Below are 17,753 nucleotides of genomic sequence, written 5' to 3' on the forward strand. Positions count from 1 at the left end.
GAACGTGTCACCATCGGCGGGCCTACTGGGGCCAACTTGTTCAGACAAGTTCGAGACCTTTCCTGGGCAAGATCCTCCCGCACCCTCGCGCGTCCCCCTGGAGCAACCGTGTCCGTCTCCCTGCCGAGAACCGCCGCCCGCGGCGGTGCCCTCGCCGTCGTAGCCGCGCTCGCCCTGAGCGCCTGTGGCGCCGCCCCCGACAACGCCTCCACCACCGCCGACGGCAAGAGCGCCGCCACCGCCACCTCCGCAGCCGACTTCGGCGGCATGGACAAGCTGGTCGAGGCGGCGAAGAAGGAGGGCACGCTGCACGCCATCGCGCTGCCCCGCGACTGGGCCAACTACGGCGCCCTCATCGACGGGTTCCAGAAGAAGTACGGCATCAAGATCGAGGTCGAGAACCCCGACGGCTCCAGCCAGGACGAGATCAACGCGGTGACCTCGAGGAAGGGGCAGGACCGCGCCCCCGATGTCCTCGACCTCGGCAGCTCCTTCGCGATCAGTGCCGCCCAGCAGGGACTGCTCGCGCCGTACAAGGTGCGGGCCTTCGGCGACATCCCCGAGGAGCAGAAGGACGCGCAGGGACGCTGGTTCAACGACTACGGCGGCTACATCTCCATCGGCTGTGACGCCAAGCGGGTCAAGGAGTGCCCGAAGACCTTCGCCGACCTGCTGAAGCCGCGGTACAAGGGACAGGTCGCCCTCAACGGCAACCCCACCAAGTCCGGCGCGGCCTTCGCCGGCGTGTACGCGGCCGCCCTCGCCGGCGGCGGCTCCTTCGACGACATCCAGCCCGGCGTCGACTTCTTCGCCAAGCTGAAGAAGAACGGCAACTACACGCCCGTCGAGGCGACCCCGGCCACCGTCGAGAAGGGCGAGACGCCGATCACCCTCGACTGGGACTACCTGAACGCCGGGTACGCCGAGGAGTTCAAGTCCAAGGGCGTCGACTGGCAGGTGTCGGTGCCCAGCGACGGCAAGTTCTCGCAGTACTACTCCCAGGCCATCAACAAGGACGCCCCGCACCCCGCGGCCGCCCGCCTGTGGCAGGAGTACCTCTACAGCCCCGAGGGCCAGAACCTGTGGCTCAAGGGATTCGCCCGGCCGGCGCTGATGACCGCCATGGAGAAGGCCGGCACCCTCGACAAGACGGCCGCGGCCAAACTGCCCGAGGTCTCCGGGACGCCCTCCTTCCCGACCGAGGCCCAGCAGAACAAGGCCAAGACGGTCCTCGGGCAGGGCTGGGCGAAGGCCGTCTCCGGATGACGGCCACCGCCGTACGGGTCGACACGGCGCCCGCCGCCGCGGTGCGGCGGCGCCGGTCGCTCGGCTGGCTCGCCGTCGTCCCGCTGCTCGTCCTCACCGCGCTCGCCTTCGGGCTGCCCGCCCTGGCCATGCTGAACGGCGCCTTCAGCGTCAAGGACCCGGCCACGGGGGCGACTTCGTACAGCGCGGAGAACCTGACGGCCTCGCTGCAGGGCGCCTACCTCACGGCCCTGCTCGGCAGCGTCAAGCTGTCCGCCGTCTCCGCCGCGCTCGGGGCGCTGTTCGGTCTGCCGCTCGCCCAGGCCGTGGTGACCTCCCGCTTCCGCGCGCTGCGCGAGGCCGTGCTCACCGCGTCCGGGGTGCTGGCCAACTTCGGCGGTGTCCCGCTGGCCTTCGCCTTCGTCGCCACGCTCGGCAACGCCGGTGTGCTGACCCGGCACCTGGGCCTGACGGACAAGGGCTGGGACCTCTACAGCTTCTGGGGACTGGTCCTGGTCTACCTGTACTTCCTGATCCCGCTGATGGTGCTGACCATCACCCCCGCCCTGGAGGGGCTGCGCGTCCAGTGGCGCGAGGCCGCGCAGAACAACGGCGCCACCACCGTGCAGTACTGGCGGCACGTGGCCCTGCCCGTCCTGCTGCCCACGCTGCTCGGCGGGTTCGTCCTGCTCTTCGGCAGCGCCTTCGCCGCGTACGCCACCGCCGCCGCCATGGTGGGCAGCTCCGTCCCGCTGGTCACCCTGCAGATCGCCGACGCCCTCTCCGGCAACGTCCTGGTCGGGCAGGAGAACGTGGCGCTCGCCCTCAGCCTCGACATGGTCCTGGTCGCCGGACTCGTCATGGCCGTGTACCTGCCCCTGCAACGACGGAGTGCGCGATGGCTCGCCTGAACCTGTGGCGGTGGGGCGTGCTCGGCCTCGCCGGGCTGTACTTCCTGGTGCCGCTGGCCGCGTCGGTCGTCTTCACGGTCGACGTGCCCGGCCGGGGCCTCACCTTCGACGCCTACACCCGGATCTTCTCCACCGAGGGCTTCGTCTCCAGCCTGCTGCTCTCGCTGGAACTGGCCGCCGCCACCATCGCCCTGGTCCTGCTGCTGATGGTGCCCGCCATGGTCGCGCTGCGGCTCGGCGCGCCCCGGCTGCGGCCGGTCGTCGAGATCGTCTGCTCGCTGCCACTGGTGGTGCCGCCGATCGCGTTCGTCGCCGGGATCGGCACGGTCCTCAAGTGGGGGCCCGAGCACCTCTCGCGCACGCCGCTGTTCCAGACCTTCGTCGCGATCCAGAACCCTCACTTCCCGTTCGTGCTGGTCCTGGCCTACGTCGTGATGGCATTGCCGTTCGTGTACCGGGCCCTGGACGCCGGGCTGCGCGCCGTCGACGTCCGCACCCTCGTCGAGGCCGCCCGCAGCTCCGGCGCCGGCTGGCCGCAGGCGCTCGCCCAGGCGGTGCTGCCCAACCTCCGAGGCGCCCTGCTCAACGCCTCCTTCCTCACCCTCGCCCTGGTGCTCGGCGAGTTCACGGTCGCGCAGCTGCTGGGCTTCCAGCCGTTCGCGGTGTGGATCGTGAACGTCAGCGGCTCACAGGCCCAGCTGTCCGTGGCCGTGTCCGTGCTGAGCCTGCTCGTGACCTGGGTGCTGCTGCTCGTGATCGCCGGCTTCGGCGGCCGTACCCGTACTACCTCCCGGGGATGAACCATGACCACGATCGAGAACGCCGCGACCGTCGAATTCCGTGGACTCAGAAGGGAGTTCGGGCCGACCGTCGCTCTCGACGGCCTCGACCTGACCGTCCGGCCGGGTGAGCTGATCGCCCTGCTCGGCCCGTCCGGCTGCGGCAAGACCACCGCCCTGCGGATGCTCGCCGGCTTCGAACACCCCGACTCGGGCGAGGTGTTGGTGGACGGCGAGGACGTCACCCGGGTCCCGGCCCACCGCCGGGACGCCGGCATGGTCTTCCAGTCCTACAGCCTCTTCCCGCACCTCGACGCACTCGACAACGTCGCCTTCGGACTGCGGATGCGGAAGATCCGCACGGCCGAACGGCGGGCGCGTGCCGCCGAGTTGCTGGAGATGGTCGGCCTCGCCGACAAGGGCGGGCGGTTCCCGCACCAGCTCTCCGGCGGCCAGCAGCAGCGCATCGCCCTGGCCCGGGCCCTCGCCCTGCGCCCGCGCGTGCTGCTCCTCGACGAGCCGCTGTCGGCGCTCGACGCCAAGGTGCGGCTGACGCTCCGCGAGGAGATCCGGCGGCTCCAGCGGGAGCTCGGCATCACCACCCTCTTCGTCACCCACGACCAGGAGGAGGCCCTGTCCATGGCCGACCGGGTCGCCGTCATGCGCTCCGGACGGCTCGAGCAGTGCGCTGCCCCGGCCGAGCTGTACGGCCGCCCGGCCACCGCCTTCGTCGCCGAGTTCGTCGGCACGATGAGCCGGATCCCGGGCAAGCTCGTCGAGGACGGCGTGGAGGTGCTGGGACGGCGGCTGCCCGTCGACGGCGACGTGCCCTCGGCCTCCGAGGCCGATGTGCTGGTGCGGCCGGAGGCCGTGGAGGTCCGCGCCGACGACGCCTCCGACGCGCGCGTCGTCGCCACGGCGTTCCTCGGCGCCACCACCCGGCTGACCGTACGGCTCCCCGACGGCACCGAGGTCAAGGCCGACCTGCCCGCCCACGAGGGCGCCGCGCTGGGCGCCGGGGCCGCGGTGAGCGTGTCGCTGCCGGAGCGGCCGGTACTGGTGGCCGAACGTAGCCGCTGACCCCCGTACGACCCACCGAACCCCCCACGCGAGAAAGAGACGACCGTGACTCGACTCCCGCTCCAAGCCGTCCTGTTCGACATGGACGGCACGCTCGTCGACACCGAGCGACTGTGGTGGGAGGCGGTGGAGCGGGTCGCCGGCCGGACCCTGACCGAGGCGGACGAGCCGGACGTGCTCGGCCGGCCCGTCGAGCACACCGCCCACTGGCTGGCCGCGGCCACCGGCGCACCGGCCGCCGCCCTGGCCGACACCCTCCACCGCGAGTTCGCCGACGCCGTCCGCGCCGGCATCGTCCCGCGCCCCGGCGCCCTCGACCTGCTCGACGCCCTGGCCCGCGACGGCATCCCCACGGCCCTGGTCACGGCGTCGCCCCGAGCCGTCGCCGACACCGTCCTCGAAGCCCTCGGCGCGAGCCGCTTCGCGGTCTCCGTCACCGCCGACGACACCGACCGCACCAAGCCCGCCCCCGACCCGTATCTGGCCGCCTGCCACATCCTGGGCGTCGACCCGGCCGGGTGCGTCGCCGTCGAGGACACCGCGACCGGTGTCGCCTCCGCCGAGGCCGCCGGGTGCACGGTGCTCGCGGTGCCCTCGCTCGCGCCCATCGAGGCGGCGCCCGGACGGACCGTCGTGGCGGGCCTGGAGGGCGTGACCCCCTCGGCGCTGCGCTCCCTGCCGCCGCACCGCCTCCGCGTCATGACCTGGAACCTCTGGTACGGCGGCACGAAGATCCACGACCACCGGGCCAAGCAGCTCAAGGTCATCGCCGAGACCGGCGTGGACGTGGTCGGACTCCAGGAGACGTACGGCACGGCGGCGCAGGAGCTCGCCGACGCCCTCGGCTGGTATCACCACCGAGCGGGGGAGAACCTCGGCGTCATCAGCCGGTACCCGATCACGGCCCGCTTCGGGGACCCGGACGTCGGGTTCTACGGGGCGGCCGGTGTGCGGGTCCGCGTGCACGAGGGGGCCGAGGCGGACGTATGGACGGTCCATCTGGACTGCCAGGAGTACGGGCCCTATGTGACCGACGGTGATCCGACCGCCCACGAGGACGTGCGCCTCGCCCAGATGCGGGACGTGCTCGGCCGCGTCGACGACACCGTGCCCGTCGTCCTCGTCGGCGACTTCAACAGCCCCTCCCACCTCGACCGGCCGGACGTCGAGTGGCCGGTGACGAAGGCCGCCGAGGACGCGGGGCTGCGCGACTCCTACCGCGAGGCCCACCCTGATCCGACCGCCCGTCCCGGCCACACCTGGTCGCCGGTCCACCCCGTGCACGAGGACGGCAGCGGGCGCCCGGAGCCGCAGGACCGGATCGACTTCGTCCTGCACCGGGGCCTGCGGGTGCTCGGCTCCGAGACGTACGTCAGCGGTCACCCGCGCCCGTGGCCCGACGTCGAGCACAACGAGTGGCCGTCCGACCACGCGGCCGTGATCACCACATTCTCCCTGCGCGAATGAGCCGGATCCGCCTACCATCGATGCCATGACCTGGCGACATTGATCCACCAGCCGTGCCTCCCGAGGGCCGCCTCGGACGCCGTACCCCCGGCGTCCGAACAGTCCCTGCGGGAAGGCCTCATGACACTCTCACCTGCACGCGTGCCCGCCACCGGTGTCCGGCGGCTGACGACCACGCTGTACGGCTACTCGTTCCTCGACGACTTCGTCCTGCTCTACCCGGTGTACGCGCTGCTGTTCGCCGACACCGGCCTGTCGCTGTGGCAGATCTCCTCCCTGTTCGCCCTGTGGTCGGTCACCGCGGTGGTCCTTGAGGTGCCCTCGGGCGCCTGGGCCGACACCGTGTCGCGTCGCCGGCTGCTGTGGATCGGCCCGCTGCTCACCGCCGTCGGCTTCGCGCTGTGGGTGGTCGTCCCGTCGTACTGGGCCTTCGCGGCCGGCTTCGTCCTGTGGGGCGCCGGCGGCGCGCTCGGCTCCGGTGCGCTGGAGGCGCTGGTGTACGACGAGCTGGACCGGCTCGGCGCCGCCGGGCGGTACGCGCGGATCATGGGCCGGGCCCGGGCCGCCCGGCTGCTGGGCACCGTGGCCTCCATCGGCCTGGCGGGGCCCGTGTTCGCCCAGGGCGGCTACCGGGCCGTCGGTGCCGCGAGCTTCGTGGCCTGTGTGCTGACCGCCGCCATCGCGACGCGGTTCCCCGAGCACCGGATGCGGGCGGAGACCTCCGACGACGGCTGGGCGACGACCCTGCGGACCGGACTCGCCGAGGTCCGCAGGGACCGTACGGTGCGTGGCGCTCTGCTGCTGATCCCCGCCGTGGCCGCGGTGTGGGGCGCGCTCGACGAGTACACCCCGCTGCTGGTCCGGGACATCGGGGTGGCCGAGGCGACGGTGCCCTACCTGATCATGCTGATCTGGGCCGGCGTCACCGCCGGCAGCCTTCTGACCGGACCGGCCGAGCGCCTCGGCACGACCGGGCTCGCGGCGCTGCTCGCGGGCGCCGCACTCGCCCTGGCCGTCGGTGCCGCGGCCCGCTCACTGGCCGGCATCGCCCTGGTGAGCCTCGCCTTCGCCGGGTTCCAGCTGGCCGAGGTGCTCGCCGACGTCCGCCTCCAGCACCGTATCGACGAGTCCCGCCGGGCCACCCTCACCTCCGTGGCGAGCCTGGGCACGGAGCTCGCCACGGTGGCCACATTCGGCGGGTACGCGCTGCTCGGCACGGACGCGGCACACAGCACGGTCTTCGCGGTGCTCGCGGTGCCCTATCTGGTGACGGCCCTGGCGCTGGTCAGAGCTCGGGCTGCCACGGCACGACCGTGAAGTCGCCCGTCCCCTTCGCGACCTTCTCGAAGGGGGCGGAGCTCACGCACCTGGGCGGCTCGCCGCCCGCGCCGGGGCGGCCCGTGGCGGCCCAGCTGTAGCCGAGACGGTCGTGGCGGCCGAGGTCGTGGACGGTGACCCCGACCCGCTTGCCCTTGGCGCCCGGCAGGTCGGAGTCGGTGATGACGCCGGAGACCACGGCGACCTTCCCGCCGGTGACCACGCAGTCGACCTCGGCCCTCGCCCAGGCGCCCCAGTCGTTCAGATAGTGGCTGAACTCGAAGGTGCCGGTGGCCTTCGTCGGGTCGTCGCCGTCCTTCGCCGCCAGATGCGCGTCGAACAAGAACGTGATGTCGTCCCCGGCCGAGCGGTACAGCTTGGCCGTGCCGGTGACCGCGGCGGCCTCGCGCTGCCGCGGCCCGTCCGTCGCGGTGGCGGCGGGGCCGACCGTTCCGGCGGTGAGCAGCAGCAGCGCACAGCACAGCACGACGGTCTTCGTACGGCGGTTCATGGTGGTCCTTTCCGCAGGTCAACCGGACAGCCACCACTCTCGCGGCGGGGCGCCCCGGCCACATCGCACCGAGGACGGGACCGCGCCTCCGCCGCACGGCGGGGACACCCGTGCGCCCCTCCGCTCCGGGGAGGACGCGACCTCCGCCGGAGGGCGCGCAACGAATCGCCGCCGGACCCGTGGCCGACGCAACGAACCGCTCACCGGCGCGCAACGGCTCCTTCTTGTCCGCCCTCGTCAGCCGCCCGTACCGTCTACATGGCCCCAAGTGGTCCCCCTCCGCCCCCTCCGCCCGGTGAGGAACACGCATGCGCACCGCCCTGCTCCAGAGCTCCGGCCGCCCCGGCTCGACCGTCGAGAACCTCAAGGTCCTCGACGAGGCCGCCGGCCGTGCCGCCGCCGCGGGCGCTGGGCTGCTGGTGACGCCGGAGATGTTCCTGACCGGGTACGCGATCGGCGACGACATCGCCCGCCTCGCCGAGCCCGCCGACGGCGACTGCGCGGACGCGATCGCCGAGACCGCGACGCGGCACGGCCTGGCGATCGCCTACGGCTACCCCGAGCGGGCCGGCGAGAGCGTCTTCAACTCCGCCCAGCTGATCTCCGCCGACGGCACCCGGCTCGCCAACTACCGCAAGACCCACCTCTTCGGCTGCTTCGAGCGCGACCACTTCACGCCGGGCGACCAGCAGATCGTCCAGGCCGAGCTCGGCGGCCTCCGGGTCGGCATCCTCATCTGCTACGACGTCGAGTTCCCGGAGAACGTCCGCGCCCACGCCCTCGCCGGCACCGACCTGCTGCTCGTCCCGACGGCGCAGATGCACCCGTTCCAGTTCGTCGCCGAGTCGATGATCCCGGTACGGGCCTTCGAGAACCAGCTGTACGTGGCGTACGTCAACCGGGTCGGCCGGGAAGGGGAGTTCGAGTTCGTCGGGCTCTCCACGCTCGCCGGGCCCGACGGAGTCGCCCGCACCCGCGCGGGCCGCGACGAGGAACTCGTCCTCGCCGACATCGACCCCGTCCTCCTCGCCGCCTCCCGCGAGGCGAACCCGTATCTGAAGGACCGCCGCCCCGGTCTCTACGGGTCCCTCGTCTGAATCCCCCAGCCTTCCCAGCAGCACTCGCAAGGAGTCCGTACCCCCATGACGTCCATGGTGCCCAACGCCGTCCAGCACGCCGACGAGCAGCAGCCGCCGATCACCATGTTCGGCCCGGACTTCCCGTACGCGTACGACGACTTCCTCGCCCACCCGGCGGGGCTCGGCCAGATACCGGCGACCGAGCACGGCACCGAGATCGCGGTCATCGGCGGCGGCCTCTCCGGTGTCGTCGCCGCGTACGAGCTGATGAAGATGGGCCTCAAGCCCGTCGTGTACGAGGCCGACCGGATCGGCGGCCGGCTGCGCACCGTGGGCTTCGACGGCCCGGGCACCGAGGGCCTCAGCGCCGAGATGGGCGCGATGCGGTTCCCGCCGTCCTCCACGGCGCTCCAGCACTACATCGACCTGGTCGGGCTCAAGACCAGCCCCTTCCCCAACCCCCTCGCCGAGGCGACGCCTTCGACCGTCGTCGACCTCAAGGGCGAGTCCCACTACGCCGAGACGATCGACGACCTGCCGCAGGTCTACCGCGATGTCGCCGACGCCTGGAACAAGTGCCTCGAAGAGGGCGCCGACTTCTCCGACATGAACCGTGCGATGCGCGAGCGGGACGTGCCGCGCATCCGCGAGATCTGGTCGAAGCTCGTCGAGAAGCTCGACAACCAGACCTTCTACGGCTTCCTCTGCGACTCCGAGGCCTTCAAGTCCTTCCGGCACCGCGAGATCTTCGGCCAGGTCGGATTCGGGACGGGAGGCTGGGACACCGACTTCCCGAACTCCATCCTGGAGATCCTGCGGGTCGTCTACACCGAGGCCGACGACCACCACCGCGGCATCGTCGGCGGCTCCCAGCAGCTGCCGGTCCGCCTCTGGGAGCGCGAGCCGGAGAAGATCGTCCACTGGACCCACGGCACATCGCTCGCGAGCCTGCACGAGAACGGCGCGCCGCGCCCGGCCGTGACCCGGCTGCACCGCGCCGCCGGCAACCAGATCACCGTGACCGACGCCGACGGCGACATCCGCACCTACAAGGCGGCCATCTTCACCGCCCAGTCCTGGATGCTGCTGTCGAAGATCGCCTGCGACGACTCGCTCTTCCCGATCGACCACTGGACGGCGATCGAGCGCACCCACTACATGGAGAGCTCGAAGCTGTTCGTGCCCGTCGACCGGCCGTTCTGGCTGGACAAGGACGAGGAGACCGGCCGTGACGTCATGTCGATGACGCTGACGGACCGGATGACGCGCGGCACCTACCTCCTCGACGACGGCCCGGACAAGCCCGCGGTGATCTGTCTGTCGTACACCTGGTGCGACGACAGCCTGAAGTGGCTGCCGCTGTCCGCGCACGAGCGGATGGAGGTCATGCTGAAGTCGCTCGGCGAGATCTATCCCAAGGTCGACATTCGCAAGCACATCATCGGCAACCCGGTGACGGTCTCCTGGGAGAACGAGCCCTACTTCATGGGCGCGTTCAAGGCCAACCTGCCCGGCCACTACCGCTACCAGCGGCGCCTGTTCACCCACTTCATGCAGGACCGGCTGCCCGAGGACAAGCGGGGCATCTTCCTCGCCGGCGACGACATCTCGTGGACGGCCGGCTGGGCCGAGGGCGCCGTCCAGACCGCGCTCAACGCGGTCTGGGGCGTGATGCACCACTTCGGCGGCACGACCGACGCGACCAACCCCGGTCCGGGCGACGTCTACGACGAGATCGCCCCGGTCGAACTGCCCGAGGACTGAGCCGGGGCGGGGCCGTCAGATCCCGGCGGCCCGCACCGCCTCGTACACCTCGGCGGCGACGTCCTTGAGTTCCTGGGCGTCGCGTGCCTGGCCCTGGAGCTCGAAGAAGAACTCCTCGAGGCCGTCCACGGCATGCGCGGCCAGGTCCTCGACGATCTGCTCGACGCTGCCCTGGAACGCCGAGCGGTCGGCGCCGTCGTACGCCTTGGGGGTGTACTGGGCGTTGACCCGGACCACGGACCGGATCGGCTCGGTGCGTCCGCGTTCGGCCGCGAGGTCCTGCAACTGCCGCCACTGCGCGGCGAGTTGCTCGGCGCCCATGGCGATCGGCATCCACCCGTCGAGGCGGTCGACGAGCCGGGTCATCGCCTTCTTGCTGTTGCTGGGCACCAGGATCGGGATCGGCCGGGCGGGCTTGGGCGCGACCACGGCCGAGGCGACCTTGGAATGGCGGGTCTCGTAGGACACCGGGTCCGGGCCCCACACGGCCCGGCACACGTCGATCACCTCGTCGAGGGCCTTGCCCCGCTCCTCGAACGGCGCCACGCTCGCCGCCGCGTACTCGTCGAGGGACCACCCGGTGCCGAAGCCGGCCACGACCCGGCCGCCGCTCGCCGCGTCCAGCGTGCCCAGCGCCTTGGCGAGCTGGAACGGGTTGTGCAGCGGGGCGACCAGAACGCTGGTGCCGAGCCGGGCGCGCTCGGTCGCCGACACCGCCAGGGTCAGGGTCACCAGGGGGTCGGGGACGCCGCGGTACATCTGAGGCCACGGCATCCCCTCGATGCCGTACAGGCCCTGGGTCTGGGGTTCCGGGAACAGGGCCCGCTCATAGACCCACAGGCTCTCGTAACCGATCCGCTCGGCCGTGCGCGCCACGTCCGGCACGTCGCGGCCGATGTCGTACTGCTGTGCTTGGGGAAGGCTGAGCCCCAGCCGAATGGGCATCCGTACGCTCCTTTGCGTCGGTCCGTCACAGATTCTGGGCGGCTCGTCACAGACGGTTCAATCGTCAACTTAGCCCGAGTACCCGCGGGGGGCGGGTGTACCGCGCGGTGTGGCCGAGATCAGTCCGCCAGTGGCGTGAGCAGCATGCGTCCCGCGAACCCCACCGCCGCGTCCAGCCGCTCGGTGAACCCCTGCGCGACGTCCGGGAGCCCGCGCAGCGCCCACAGCGCCCGCGCCGCCGACCAGGTGGCGTCCCGGGCCCGCTCCAGGCTCCACGAGCCCAGCAGATGGGTCAGCGGGTCGGCGATCTGGAGCAGATCGGGGCCCGGCATCAGATCTTCGCGGATGCGCTCCTCCAACGAGACGAGGAGATCACCCACCCGGTCGAACTCGTCCTCCAGCTCGACGGGTTCGCAGCCGAGGCTACGACAGGCGTCCACCACGGCGAGCGCCAGATCGTGGCCGATGTGCGCGTTGATGCCCGCGAGCGCGAACTGCAACGGCCGTACCCCCGGATGCCGGCGCATCTGGAACAGCGGCCGCCAGCAGGCGGGCGGGCGACGCTCGTCCTCGGCCGCCGCCACGGCCGCGAGATACCGCTCCGCGAACCGCACGTCCAGCGTGATCGCCGCCCGCGCGTCCGGGAACCGGGCGCCGTCGACGTGCCGGTCGACCTCCTCCGTGACGGTGAGGTAGACGCGGTTGAAGACGGCGACGCCGTCACGCTCGGGCAGGGTCGCGTCGAGGGCGCGCATACGGGAGATGACGGCGTCCACGGCTGTGGTGAATTGTTCGCATTGCGCCATGGGGGCAATGTCCCAGCTTTAGGCTGGCCGCGCTGTCGGCGGGCCCGGCGCTTCCCCAGAACGGGGGAACGCGCTCGCTGTGGGGGAGGGGGAGCAGGACCGTGCCAGGCTTACGTGCCCAGCGACGGGCCGCGCGCAGGGCCGAGCGCAGGAGGGCGGCCCGGCGCGGCGCCATGGTGGTGGCGGCCTCGGTCGTCGTCGCCGTCGGCGCGGTGACCGGGACGCTGTCGGCGCTCGACGACACAAGGCCCACCGACGAGGCGGGGCCGCCCCGGGTGACCCGCTCGCCGAGCCTGGACTCCCTGCCGCTCCCGCCGTCCGCCTCCCCGTCGGCCCCACGGTCGCCCTCGCCGACGTCCGTCTCGCCGACCCCCACGCCGAAGCGGAGCACCGCCACGCCCTCGCCGGCCGGCACCGAGCGGAAGCAGCGGACGGCCGTGGCGTCCCCCCGCCTCTACCGCCACCCCGACTCCCAGGTGCTGGAGTGGGTCCGCGACAACCCCGCCGATCCGCGCCACGCCGTCATCCAGTCCCGTATCGCCGCCCAGCCGGCCGCGGTGTGGTTCGCCGACTTCACGCCGGACACCATCACCGCCCGGGTCCGCGCGGTCACCTCCGGAGGGTCGGCGCTGGGGCGGGTGCCGGTCGTCGTGCCGTACGCGATACCGGACCGCGACTGCGGCGGCTACTCCGAGGGCGGGGCGCCGAGCCTTGACGCCTACGACGCCTGGATCGACCGGTTCGCCGCCGGGCTCGGCTCCGGCGACGTCATCGTCGTCCTGGAGCCCGACTCCATCGCCCAGTCCGAATGCCTCTCCGCCGGTGCCCGCGCCGACCGCTTCGCCTCCCTCGCCCGCGCGGGCCGCGTCCTCAAGGAGGCGAACCCCAAGGCGCGCGTGTACTACGACGCCGGGCACTCCGGCTGGAACGCGCCCGGCAAGCAGGCGGAGCTGCTGCGGCAGGCCGGCGCCGCCTCGACCGCGTCGTCCGACGGCGTCTTCAGCAACGTCTCCAATTTCCACACCACAGCCGACGAGATCGCCCACGACCGTCAGGTCCTCGACGCCCTCGGCGGCCCCGCCTCGCTCGGCGCCGTCATCGACACCAGCCGCAACGGCGCCGGGGCCCCGGCCGACGGCGAGTGGTGCGACCCCGCCGGCCGCAAGCTGGGCCGGGCACCGACGACGGCGACCGGCGAGGCGCGGATCGACGCCTACCTGTGGGTGAAGCTGCCGGGGGAGTCGGACGGCTGCAAGGGGAAGCCGGGGACCTTCACGGCGTCGTACGCCTACGACCTGGCGCGGTGACCCCGGCCGTGACGTCCCTGGTCCGTAAGGGTTCGTTTGTTCCGCCACGGCCGCGCGCCGGGTGGGATGGAGGGCATGAAACTGCGTGTCTCCCCACCGGTGTTCCGCGGCAGACTGCATGACGCCCGCACGGCGACCGTGCTCGGCCGCTGGCTGGGACCGGCGTTCGTCGTCTGCTTCGCCACCGGTCTGATCAGCCACTTCATGCAGCACCCGCCGGGCTGGCTGGCCAACGACATCCCGAGCCGCCCCGCCTGGGGATACCGGCTCACCCAGGGCCTGCACGTCGCCTCCGGCATCGCGGCGATCCCGCTGCTGCTGGCGAAGTTGTGGACGGTGTATCCGCGGTTGTTCCAGTGGCCGCCGTTCACGTCGGTCAAGCACGTCCTGGAGCGGCTGTCGGTCGCGGTGCTGGTGGCCGGCGCCGTCTTCGAGCTGGCGACCGGGCTGCTCAACGCGGCCCAGTGGTACCCGTGGCCGTTCTCGTTCGTGCCGGTGCACTATGCGGTGGCGTGGGTGGTCGTCGGGGCGCTGGTGCTGCACATCGCGGTCAAGGCACCGGAGATCAGGGCGCACTGGACCCGCCGGTCGCCGGGGACGCTCGCCCTGCCCGCGCAGGACGGCCCCGACCGGCGTTCGCTGCTGGCCGCGGTGGGTGCGGCCGTGGGGGCCGTCACGCTCACCACCGTGGGGCAGTCGTTCACCCCGCTGAAGGACTTCCTGCTGTTCGCGCCCCGGCACCCGGACGAGGGGCCGCAAGGGCTGCCGGTCAACCGGACCGCCGCCGCGGCCGGCGTCGGCCGGATCGCCGACGAGGAGTACCGCCTGGTGGTGGCCGGACCGCGGCCGTACACCGTGACGCTGGACGAGCTGCGCGCGCTGCCGCAGCACGAGGTGGAGCTGCCGATCGCGTGTGTGGAGGGCTGGAGCAAATCGGCGCGCTGGACCGGCGTACGCGTCGTGGACCTGCTGGAGCGCGCGGGCGCGCCGACGCGGGCGCGGGTGCGCGTGGTGTCGCTGCAACTGCGCGGCGGATACCGGGTCTCGGAGATGGGGCACGAACACGCCGGCGATCCGCTGACGCTGCTCGCCCTGCGGCTGAACGGCGAGGAACTCGACCCCGACCACGGCTATCCGGCGCGGCTCATCGCCCCCAACCGGCCGGGTGTGCTGCAGACCAAGTGGGTCGGCCGGCTGGAGGTGCTGGCATGAAGGCGCTGCGGGTGGCGGTGGGCCTGGCCGGTGTGGCGCTCATGGGCGTCGGGGTGTCCCTGCTGACGGAAGTCCGGGCCCTGTGGGACGTGTTGGTGTGGCTCGGCGGGGCGGTCGTCCTGCACGACGCGGTGATCGCCCCGCTGGTGCTGCTGGCCGGGCTGCTGCTGGTGCGTGGCGGCCTGCGCGGGCCGGTCCGCGGCGCCCTCCTGGTCGCGGGCGCGCTGACGGCGGTGGCACTGCCAATGCTGCTCCGTCCGGGGAGGACGGCCAACCCGTCGGTGCTGCCGCTGGACTATCCGCGCAACTGGCTGATCGCGCTGGTGACGGTGGCCGCGGTGGCGGGGTTCTGGGTGGCCGTGCGGGGGTTGGTGGGGAGGGGGCGTCGGCCGTCTGATGATGGGTGACGCCTTTCCTCTGGCCGTCCGGCTGGGGTGTCTTGCGGGTGTTTTACGGGTTGCGGACGGGTGGGTCGGGGTGGTGCGGTGGCGGGGTTCTGGGCGGCTGTGCGGGGGTTGGTGGGGTGGGGGTGCCGGCGGTCTGATGGTGGGTGACGCCTCTGGCCGTTCGGTGGGGTGTCTTGCGGGTGTTTACGGGTTGTGGACGGGTGGGTCGGGGTGGTGCGGTGGCGGGGTTCTGGGTGGTTGTGCGGGGGTTGGTGGGGTGGGGGTGCCGGCGGTCTGATGGTGGGTGACGCCTCTGGCCGTTCGGTGGGGTGTCTTACGGGTGTCTTACGCGTCGCGGACGGCCCCGTCAGCGCGGTGGGTGGCCGCCTAGCGTGACCGGATGCGATCCTTCCGTACCCTTCGCGTGATGGCCGTGGTGACGGCCGCTCCGCTGCTGCTGGCCGCCGCGGGGGTGATACATCCCCGGCATCTGACGGCGACGACGGCAGACGACTGGGCGGGACTGCACATCGTCCTGCTGCCTGTCTTCCCCTTCCTCGTGCTCGGACTGCTGGTCCCCTTGTGGGGCAGGCCGCGGCGCGATGCGGAGGGGGCACTGACGGTGCTCTCCTGGGCCGGATCCCTGTGCTTCGCCGCGTACTACTCCGGCCTGGACGCGGTGGCCGGCATCTCCGCCGGCACCGTGGTGGAACACGGCGTCCGCGGGGCGGCCGGACGACTGTTCGCCACCGGCGACGAGTTGGGGCGGATCGGGGTGTACGGGCTGGCCGTGGCCTCGCTCGCGACCTGCGCGGTGCTGTGGCGACGGCACGGGGTGCGGGTGCTGCCGGGTGCTGTCGTGCTGCTCGCCGCCTGTTGGTCGTTCGTCGACAGCCACATCTTCTGGCCGAGGGGCGTGTACACCATGGTCGGCTTCGCTGTGGCGTTCGCCCTGCTGACGGTGGCGGGGGCGCACCGCCCCGCCGAGGACGCGCGGACGGCGGGAAGCCCTCGTCGGAGCCGGGCATGACGTGGCCCGGCCCTCGGCGCTGTTCCCCGGCCTGATCAGAAGGCCGCCGGCAGATGCACCTCGAACCGGCAGCCGCCCGGTACGTTGCTCACGGCCGCGCGCCCCTGATGGGCCTCCACGATGCCGCGCACGATGGCCAGCCCGAGCCCCGCGCCGGCCGGCGGCGTCCGGGCGTCGGTGCCGCGCCAGCCGGTGTCGAAGACCCGGGGGAGGTCCTCCGGGGGGATGCCGCCGCAGCCGTCGGTCACCGACAGCACGACCCGGTCGGCCGTCCGGCGCGCCGCCACGGCGACCGTGCCGTCGGCGGGCGTGCGGCGGATCGCGTTGACCAGCAGGTTGGCCAGGACGCGGGACATCTCACGACCGTCCACCTCCACCGGCACGGGTTCGACCCCGTCGCCCACGAGCCGTACGCCGTGTTCCCTGGCCAGGGCGTCGACGCCGGAGATGGCGTCGCCGACGAGGTCGTAGACCGACATCCGGGCAGGGGACAGCGTGAGCACACCGGCCTGGATGCGGGAGAGTTCGAACAGGTCGCTGACCATGGCGCTCATCCGGCCGACCTCCGTACGGATGCGGGTGTGGTAGACGCGCGGATCGGCGACCATGCCGTCCTCGAGGGCCTCGGTCATCGCCTGCAGACCGGCCAGCGGGGTGCGCAGGTCGTGGGAGATCCAGGCGACCAGTTCGCGCCGTGAGGCCTCCAGGGTCCGCTCCCGTTCCCGGGAGGCGGCGAGCTTGGCGCTGGTCGCGGCCAACTGACGGCTGAGCTCGGCGAGTTCGGCGGTGGGCGCGGCGGTGGGCGGGCTGAAACTGCCGTCGTCCCCGAGGGCGCGGGTGGCCTCGGCCAGCTCCCGGCTGCCCTTCACGACACTGCGGCCCAGCAGCAGGGCCACGGCCAGCGAGACGACGGCGGCCATGAAGCACACCGTCGTCACCACCCACAGGTCGTGGTCGGACAGGAACATCGCCCACGACACGAGCAGGGTTCCGGCGAGCATCGCCGCCACGGTGACGGCGGCGACCACGGCCAGGGACACGGCGACGGACCGGTTGCGCAGCGCCCGCAGGACCGCGACGCCCAGCAGCCCGGCGCCCGCCGCGCCGATCGCCGAGAGGAGCGTGATGAGAAGCACGTCAGTGACCACGGCCGGCCTCGCCCTCTTGCGGCAGGGGAGCGTCGAAGCGGTAGCCGAGACCCCACACGGTGCTGATCAGTCGAGGCTGGGCCGGGTCGTCCTCGACCTTCTCGCGCAGCCGGCGCACATGCACGGTGACGGTCGACAGATCGCCGAACTCCCACCCCCAGACCCGCTGCATCAGCTCCTCCCGGCTCGTGGCCTGCCCGGGGTGCCGGAGGAAGAACTCCAGCAGGTCGAACTCCCGGATCGTGAGGGCGAGTTCCGCGCCGTCGCGGGCGGCGCGCCGGGCGGTGGGGTGCAGCGCGAGCGGCCCGGCCCGCAGCCATGGCTCCGGCTGCTCGGCCCGGACGGACGTGGCCGCGCCGGCCCGGCGGAGCACGGACTCGACCCGCAGCACCAGTTCCCGGGGGCTGAACGGCTTGGTGACGTAGTCGTCCGCGCCGACCTCCAGGCCGAGGACGCGGTCCTCCTCGTCGCCCCGTGCGGTCAGCATGATCACCGGGAGCGGGCCGGCGGTCCGGATACGGCGGCAGACCTCCAGCCCGTCCATGCCGGGCAGCATCAGGTCCAGCACCACGAGGTCGGGTGGCAGGGCGGAGGCCTGGGCCACCGCGGTCGGGCCGTCGGCGGCCACGTCGACGCTGAATCCCGCCCGGTCCAGATAGCCGGCGACCACCTCGGAGACGGTCGGATCGTCGTCCACGACGAGTATGTGTTTCATCTGACCGAGTCTCACGGCAGGAGAGCGCCGCGATCGGAGGCTGCGCGCGAC

The 17,753-nt window shown here is 72.4% G+C and carries 17 protein-coding genes; 12 read left to right on the forward strand and 5 right to left on the reverse strand.

Annotated features, from left to right (window positions below; genetic code table 11):
• Positions 1-108: 108 nt before the first annotated feature.
• From IM697_RS15400 to IM697_RS15425, 6 genes are all read left to right on the forward strand, one after another.
• Positions 109-1,266 (forward strand): ABC transporter substrate-binding protein, encoded by a 1,158-nt coding sequence (locus IM697_RS15400; RefSeq protein ID WP_194048248.1) that lies wholly within the window; start codon positions 109-111, stop codon positions 1,264-1,266.
• Complete coding sequence (locus IM697_RS15405; protein ID WP_194048249.1) at positions 1,263-2,156, forward strand: ABC transporter permease; 894 nt, start codon at positions 1,263-1,265, stop codon at positions 2,154-2,156. Before IM697_RS15400 ends, IM697_RS15405 begins: the two co-directional genes overlap by 4 nt.
• Positions 2,144-2,956 (forward strand): ABC transporter permease, encoded by an 813-nt coding sequence (locus tag IM697_RS15410; RefSeq protein ID WP_194048250.1) that lies wholly within the window; start codon positions 2,144-2,146, stop codon positions 2,954-2,956. The genes IM697_RS15405 and IM697_RS15410 overlap by 13 nt, the downstream gene beginning before the upstream one ends.
• Before the next feature lie 3 nt (positions 2,957-2,959).
• A complete protein-coding gene (locus IM697_RS15415) occupies positions 2,960-4,015 on the forward strand; it encodes an ABC transporter ATP-binding protein (RefSeq protein WP_194048251.1) in 1,056 nt (351 codons plus the stop codon).
• Between the two features lie 45 nt (positions 4,016-4,060).
• The gene (locus tag IM697_RS15420) at positions 4,061-5,482 is read left to right on the forward strand and encodes an HAD-IA family hydrolase (protein ID WP_194048252.1); all 1,422 of its coding nucleotides are present in this window, start codon (positions 4,061-4,063) and stop codon (positions 5,480-5,482) included.
• 120 nt (positions 5,483-5,602) lie between these two features.
• Positions 5,603-6,799 (forward strand): MFS transporter, encoded by a 1,197-nt coding sequence (locus tag IM697_RS15425; protein ID WP_194048253.1) that lies wholly within the window; start codon positions 5,603-5,605, stop codon positions 6,797-6,799.
• Here IM697_RS15425 and IM697_RS15430 read toward each other — a convergent pair.
• Positions 6,768-7,310 carry a Repetin gene (locus IM697_RS15430; RefSeq protein WP_194048254.1) on the reverse strand — a complete coding sequence of 181 codons (543 nt, stop codon included), beginning with the start codon at positions 7,308-7,310 and terminating at the stop codon, positions 6,768-6,770. The two genes, IM697_RS15425 and IM697_RS15430, sit on opposite strands and share 32 nt — an antisense overlap.
• A gap of 308 nt (positions 7,311-7,618) precedes the next feature.
• Here IM697_RS15430 and IM697_RS15435 point away from each other — a divergent pair, with 308 nt between their 5' ends.
• Together IM697_RS15435 and IM697_RS15440 are read left to right on the forward strand one after the other, a co-directional pair.
• Positions 7,619-8,407, forward strand: a complete 789-nt coding sequence (locus tag IM697_RS15435) for a carbon-nitrogen hydrolase family protein (protein WP_194048255.1) — start codon at positions 7,619-7,621, stop codon at positions 8,405-8,407.
• A 45-nt stretch (positions 8,408-8,452) separates the two neighbouring features.
• A complete protein-coding gene (locus IM697_RS15440; protein WP_194048256.1) occupies positions 8,453-10,153 on the forward strand; it encodes a flavin monoamine oxidase family protein in 1,701 nt (566 codons plus the stop codon).
• Between the two features lie 15 nt (positions 10,154-10,168).
• Here the strand turns inward: IM697_RS15440 and IM697_RS15445 are convergent, their stop codons facing one another.
• Positions 10,169-11,098, reverse strand: coding sequence for an LLM class F420-dependent oxidoreductase (locus IM697_RS15445; RefSeq protein ID WP_194048257.1), 930 nt, complete (start codon positions 11,096-11,098; stop codon positions 10,169-10,171).
• A gap of 119 nt (positions 11,099-11,217) precedes the next feature.
• Positions 11,218-11,904 (reverse strand): DUF5995 family protein, encoded by a 687-nt coding sequence (locus IM697_RS15450; RefSeq protein ID WP_194048258.1) that lies wholly within the window; start codon positions 11,902-11,904, stop codon positions 11,218-11,220.
• A 173-nt stretch (positions 11,905-12,077) separates the two neighbouring features.
• On the opposite strand from IM697_RS15450, the gene IM697_RS15455 reads away from it, so the two are divergent.
• From IM697_RS15455 to IM697_RS15470, 4 genes are all read left to right on the forward strand, one after another.
• Complete coding sequence (locus IM697_RS15455; protein ID WP_194049722.1) at positions 12,078-13,211, forward strand: glycoside hydrolase family 6 protein; 1,134 nt, start codon at positions 12,078-12,080, stop codon at positions 13,209-13,211.
• Between the two features lie 66 nt (positions 13,212-13,277).
• A complete protein-coding gene (locus IM697_RS15460) occupies positions 13,278-14,423 on the forward strand; it encodes a molybdopterin-dependent oxidoreductase (RefSeq protein ID WP_194048259.1) in 1,146 nt (381 codons plus the stop codon).
• Entirely contained in the window at positions 14,420-14,830 is a 411-nt protein-coding gene (locus IM697_RS15465; RefSeq protein WP_228044684.1) for a hypothetical protein, read from the forward strand. Before IM697_RS15460 ends, IM697_RS15465 begins: the two co-directional genes overlap by 4 nt.
• Before the next feature lie 406 nt (positions 14,831-15,236).
• Positions 15,237-15,839 carry a hypothetical protein gene (locus IM697_RS15470; RefSeq protein ID WP_228044686.1) on the forward strand — a complete coding sequence of 201 codons (603 nt, stop codon included), beginning with the start codon at positions 15,237-15,239 and terminating at the stop codon, positions 15,837-15,839.
• A gap of 35 nt (positions 15,840-15,874) precedes the next feature.
• Here the strand turns inward: IM697_RS15470 and IM697_RS15475 are convergent, their stop codons facing one another.
• Together IM697_RS15475 and IM697_RS15480 are read right to left on the reverse strand one after the other, a co-directional pair.
• Positions 15,875-16,987 carry a sensor histidine kinase gene (locus tag IM697_RS15475; RefSeq protein ID WP_194048261.1) on the reverse strand — a complete coding sequence of 371 codons (1,113 nt, stop codon included), beginning with the start codon at positions 16,985-16,987 and terminating at the stop codon, positions 15,875-15,877.
• A complete protein-coding gene (locus IM697_RS15480) occupies positions 16,977-17,702 on the reverse strand; it encodes a response regulator transcription factor (RefSeq protein ID WP_194048262.1) in 726 nt (241 codons plus the stop codon). Before IM697_RS15480 ends, IM697_RS15475 begins: the two co-directional genes overlap by 11 nt.
• Positions 17,703-17,753 lie beyond the last annotated feature (51 nt).

Origin of the sequence: Streptomyces ferrugineus, from assembly GCF_015160855.1 — a bacterium.
In the GTDB taxonomy this organism is placed as follows: Bacteria; Actinomycetota; Actinomycetes; order Streptomycetales; family Streptomycetaceae; genus Streptomyces; species Streptomyces ferrugineus.

Coding starts and splice junctions, on each gene's coding strand:
- IM697_RS15435 (WP_194048255.1), top strand. CDS start 7,619: ATGCGCACCGCCCTGCTCCAGAGCTCCGGCCGCCCCGGCTCGACCGTC.
- IM697_RS15470 (WP_228044686.1), top strand. CDS start 15,237: ATGGCCGTGGTGACGGCCGCTCCGCTGCTGCTGGCCGCCGCGGGGGTG.
- IM697_RS15425 (WP_194048253.1), top strand. CDS start 5,603: ATGACACTCTCACCTGCACGCGTGCCCGCCACCGGTGTCCGGCGGCTG.
- IM697_RS15455 (WP_194049722.1), top strand. CDS start 12,078: ATGGTGGTGGCGGCCTCGGTCGTCGTCGCCGTCGGCGCGGTGACCGGG.
- IM697_RS15405 (WP_194048249.1), top strand. CDS start 1,263: ATGACGGCCACCGCCGTACGGGTCGACACGGCGCCCGCCGCCGCGGTG.
- IM697_RS15440 (WP_194048256.1), top strand. CDS start 8,453: ATGACGTCCATGGTGCCCAACGCCGTCCAGCACGCCGACGAGCAGCAG.
- IM697_RS15450 (WP_194048258.1), bottom strand. CDS start 11,904: ATGGCGCAATGCGAACAATTCACCACAGCCGTGGACGCCGTCATCTCC.
- IM697_RS15430 (WP_194048254.1), bottom strand. CDS start 7,310: ATGAACCGCCGTACGAAGACCGTCGTGCTGTGCTGTGCGCTGCTGCTG.
- IM697_RS15445 (WP_194048257.1), bottom strand. CDS start 11,098: ATGCCCATTCGGCTGGGGCTCAGCCTTCCCCAAGCACAGCAGTACGAC.
- IM697_RS15410 (WP_194048250.1), top strand. CDS start 2,144: ATGGCTCGCCTGAACCTGTGGCGGTGGGGCGTGCTCGGCCTCGCCGGG.
- IM697_RS15480 (WP_194048262.1), bottom strand. CDS start 17,702: ATGAAACACATACTCGTCGTGGACGACGATCCGACCGTCTCCGAGGTG.
- IM697_RS15465 (WP_228044684.1), top strand. CDS start 14,420: ATGAAGGCGCTGCGGGTGGCGGTGGGCCTGGCCGGTGTGGCGCTCATG.
- IM697_RS15415 (WP_194048251.1), top strand. CDS start 2,960: ATGACCACGATCGAGAACGCCGCGACCGTCGAATTCCGTGGACTCAGA.
- IM697_RS15460 (WP_194048259.1), top strand. CDS start 13,278: ATGGAGGGCATGAAACTGCGTGTCTCCCCACCGGTGTTCCGCGGCAGA.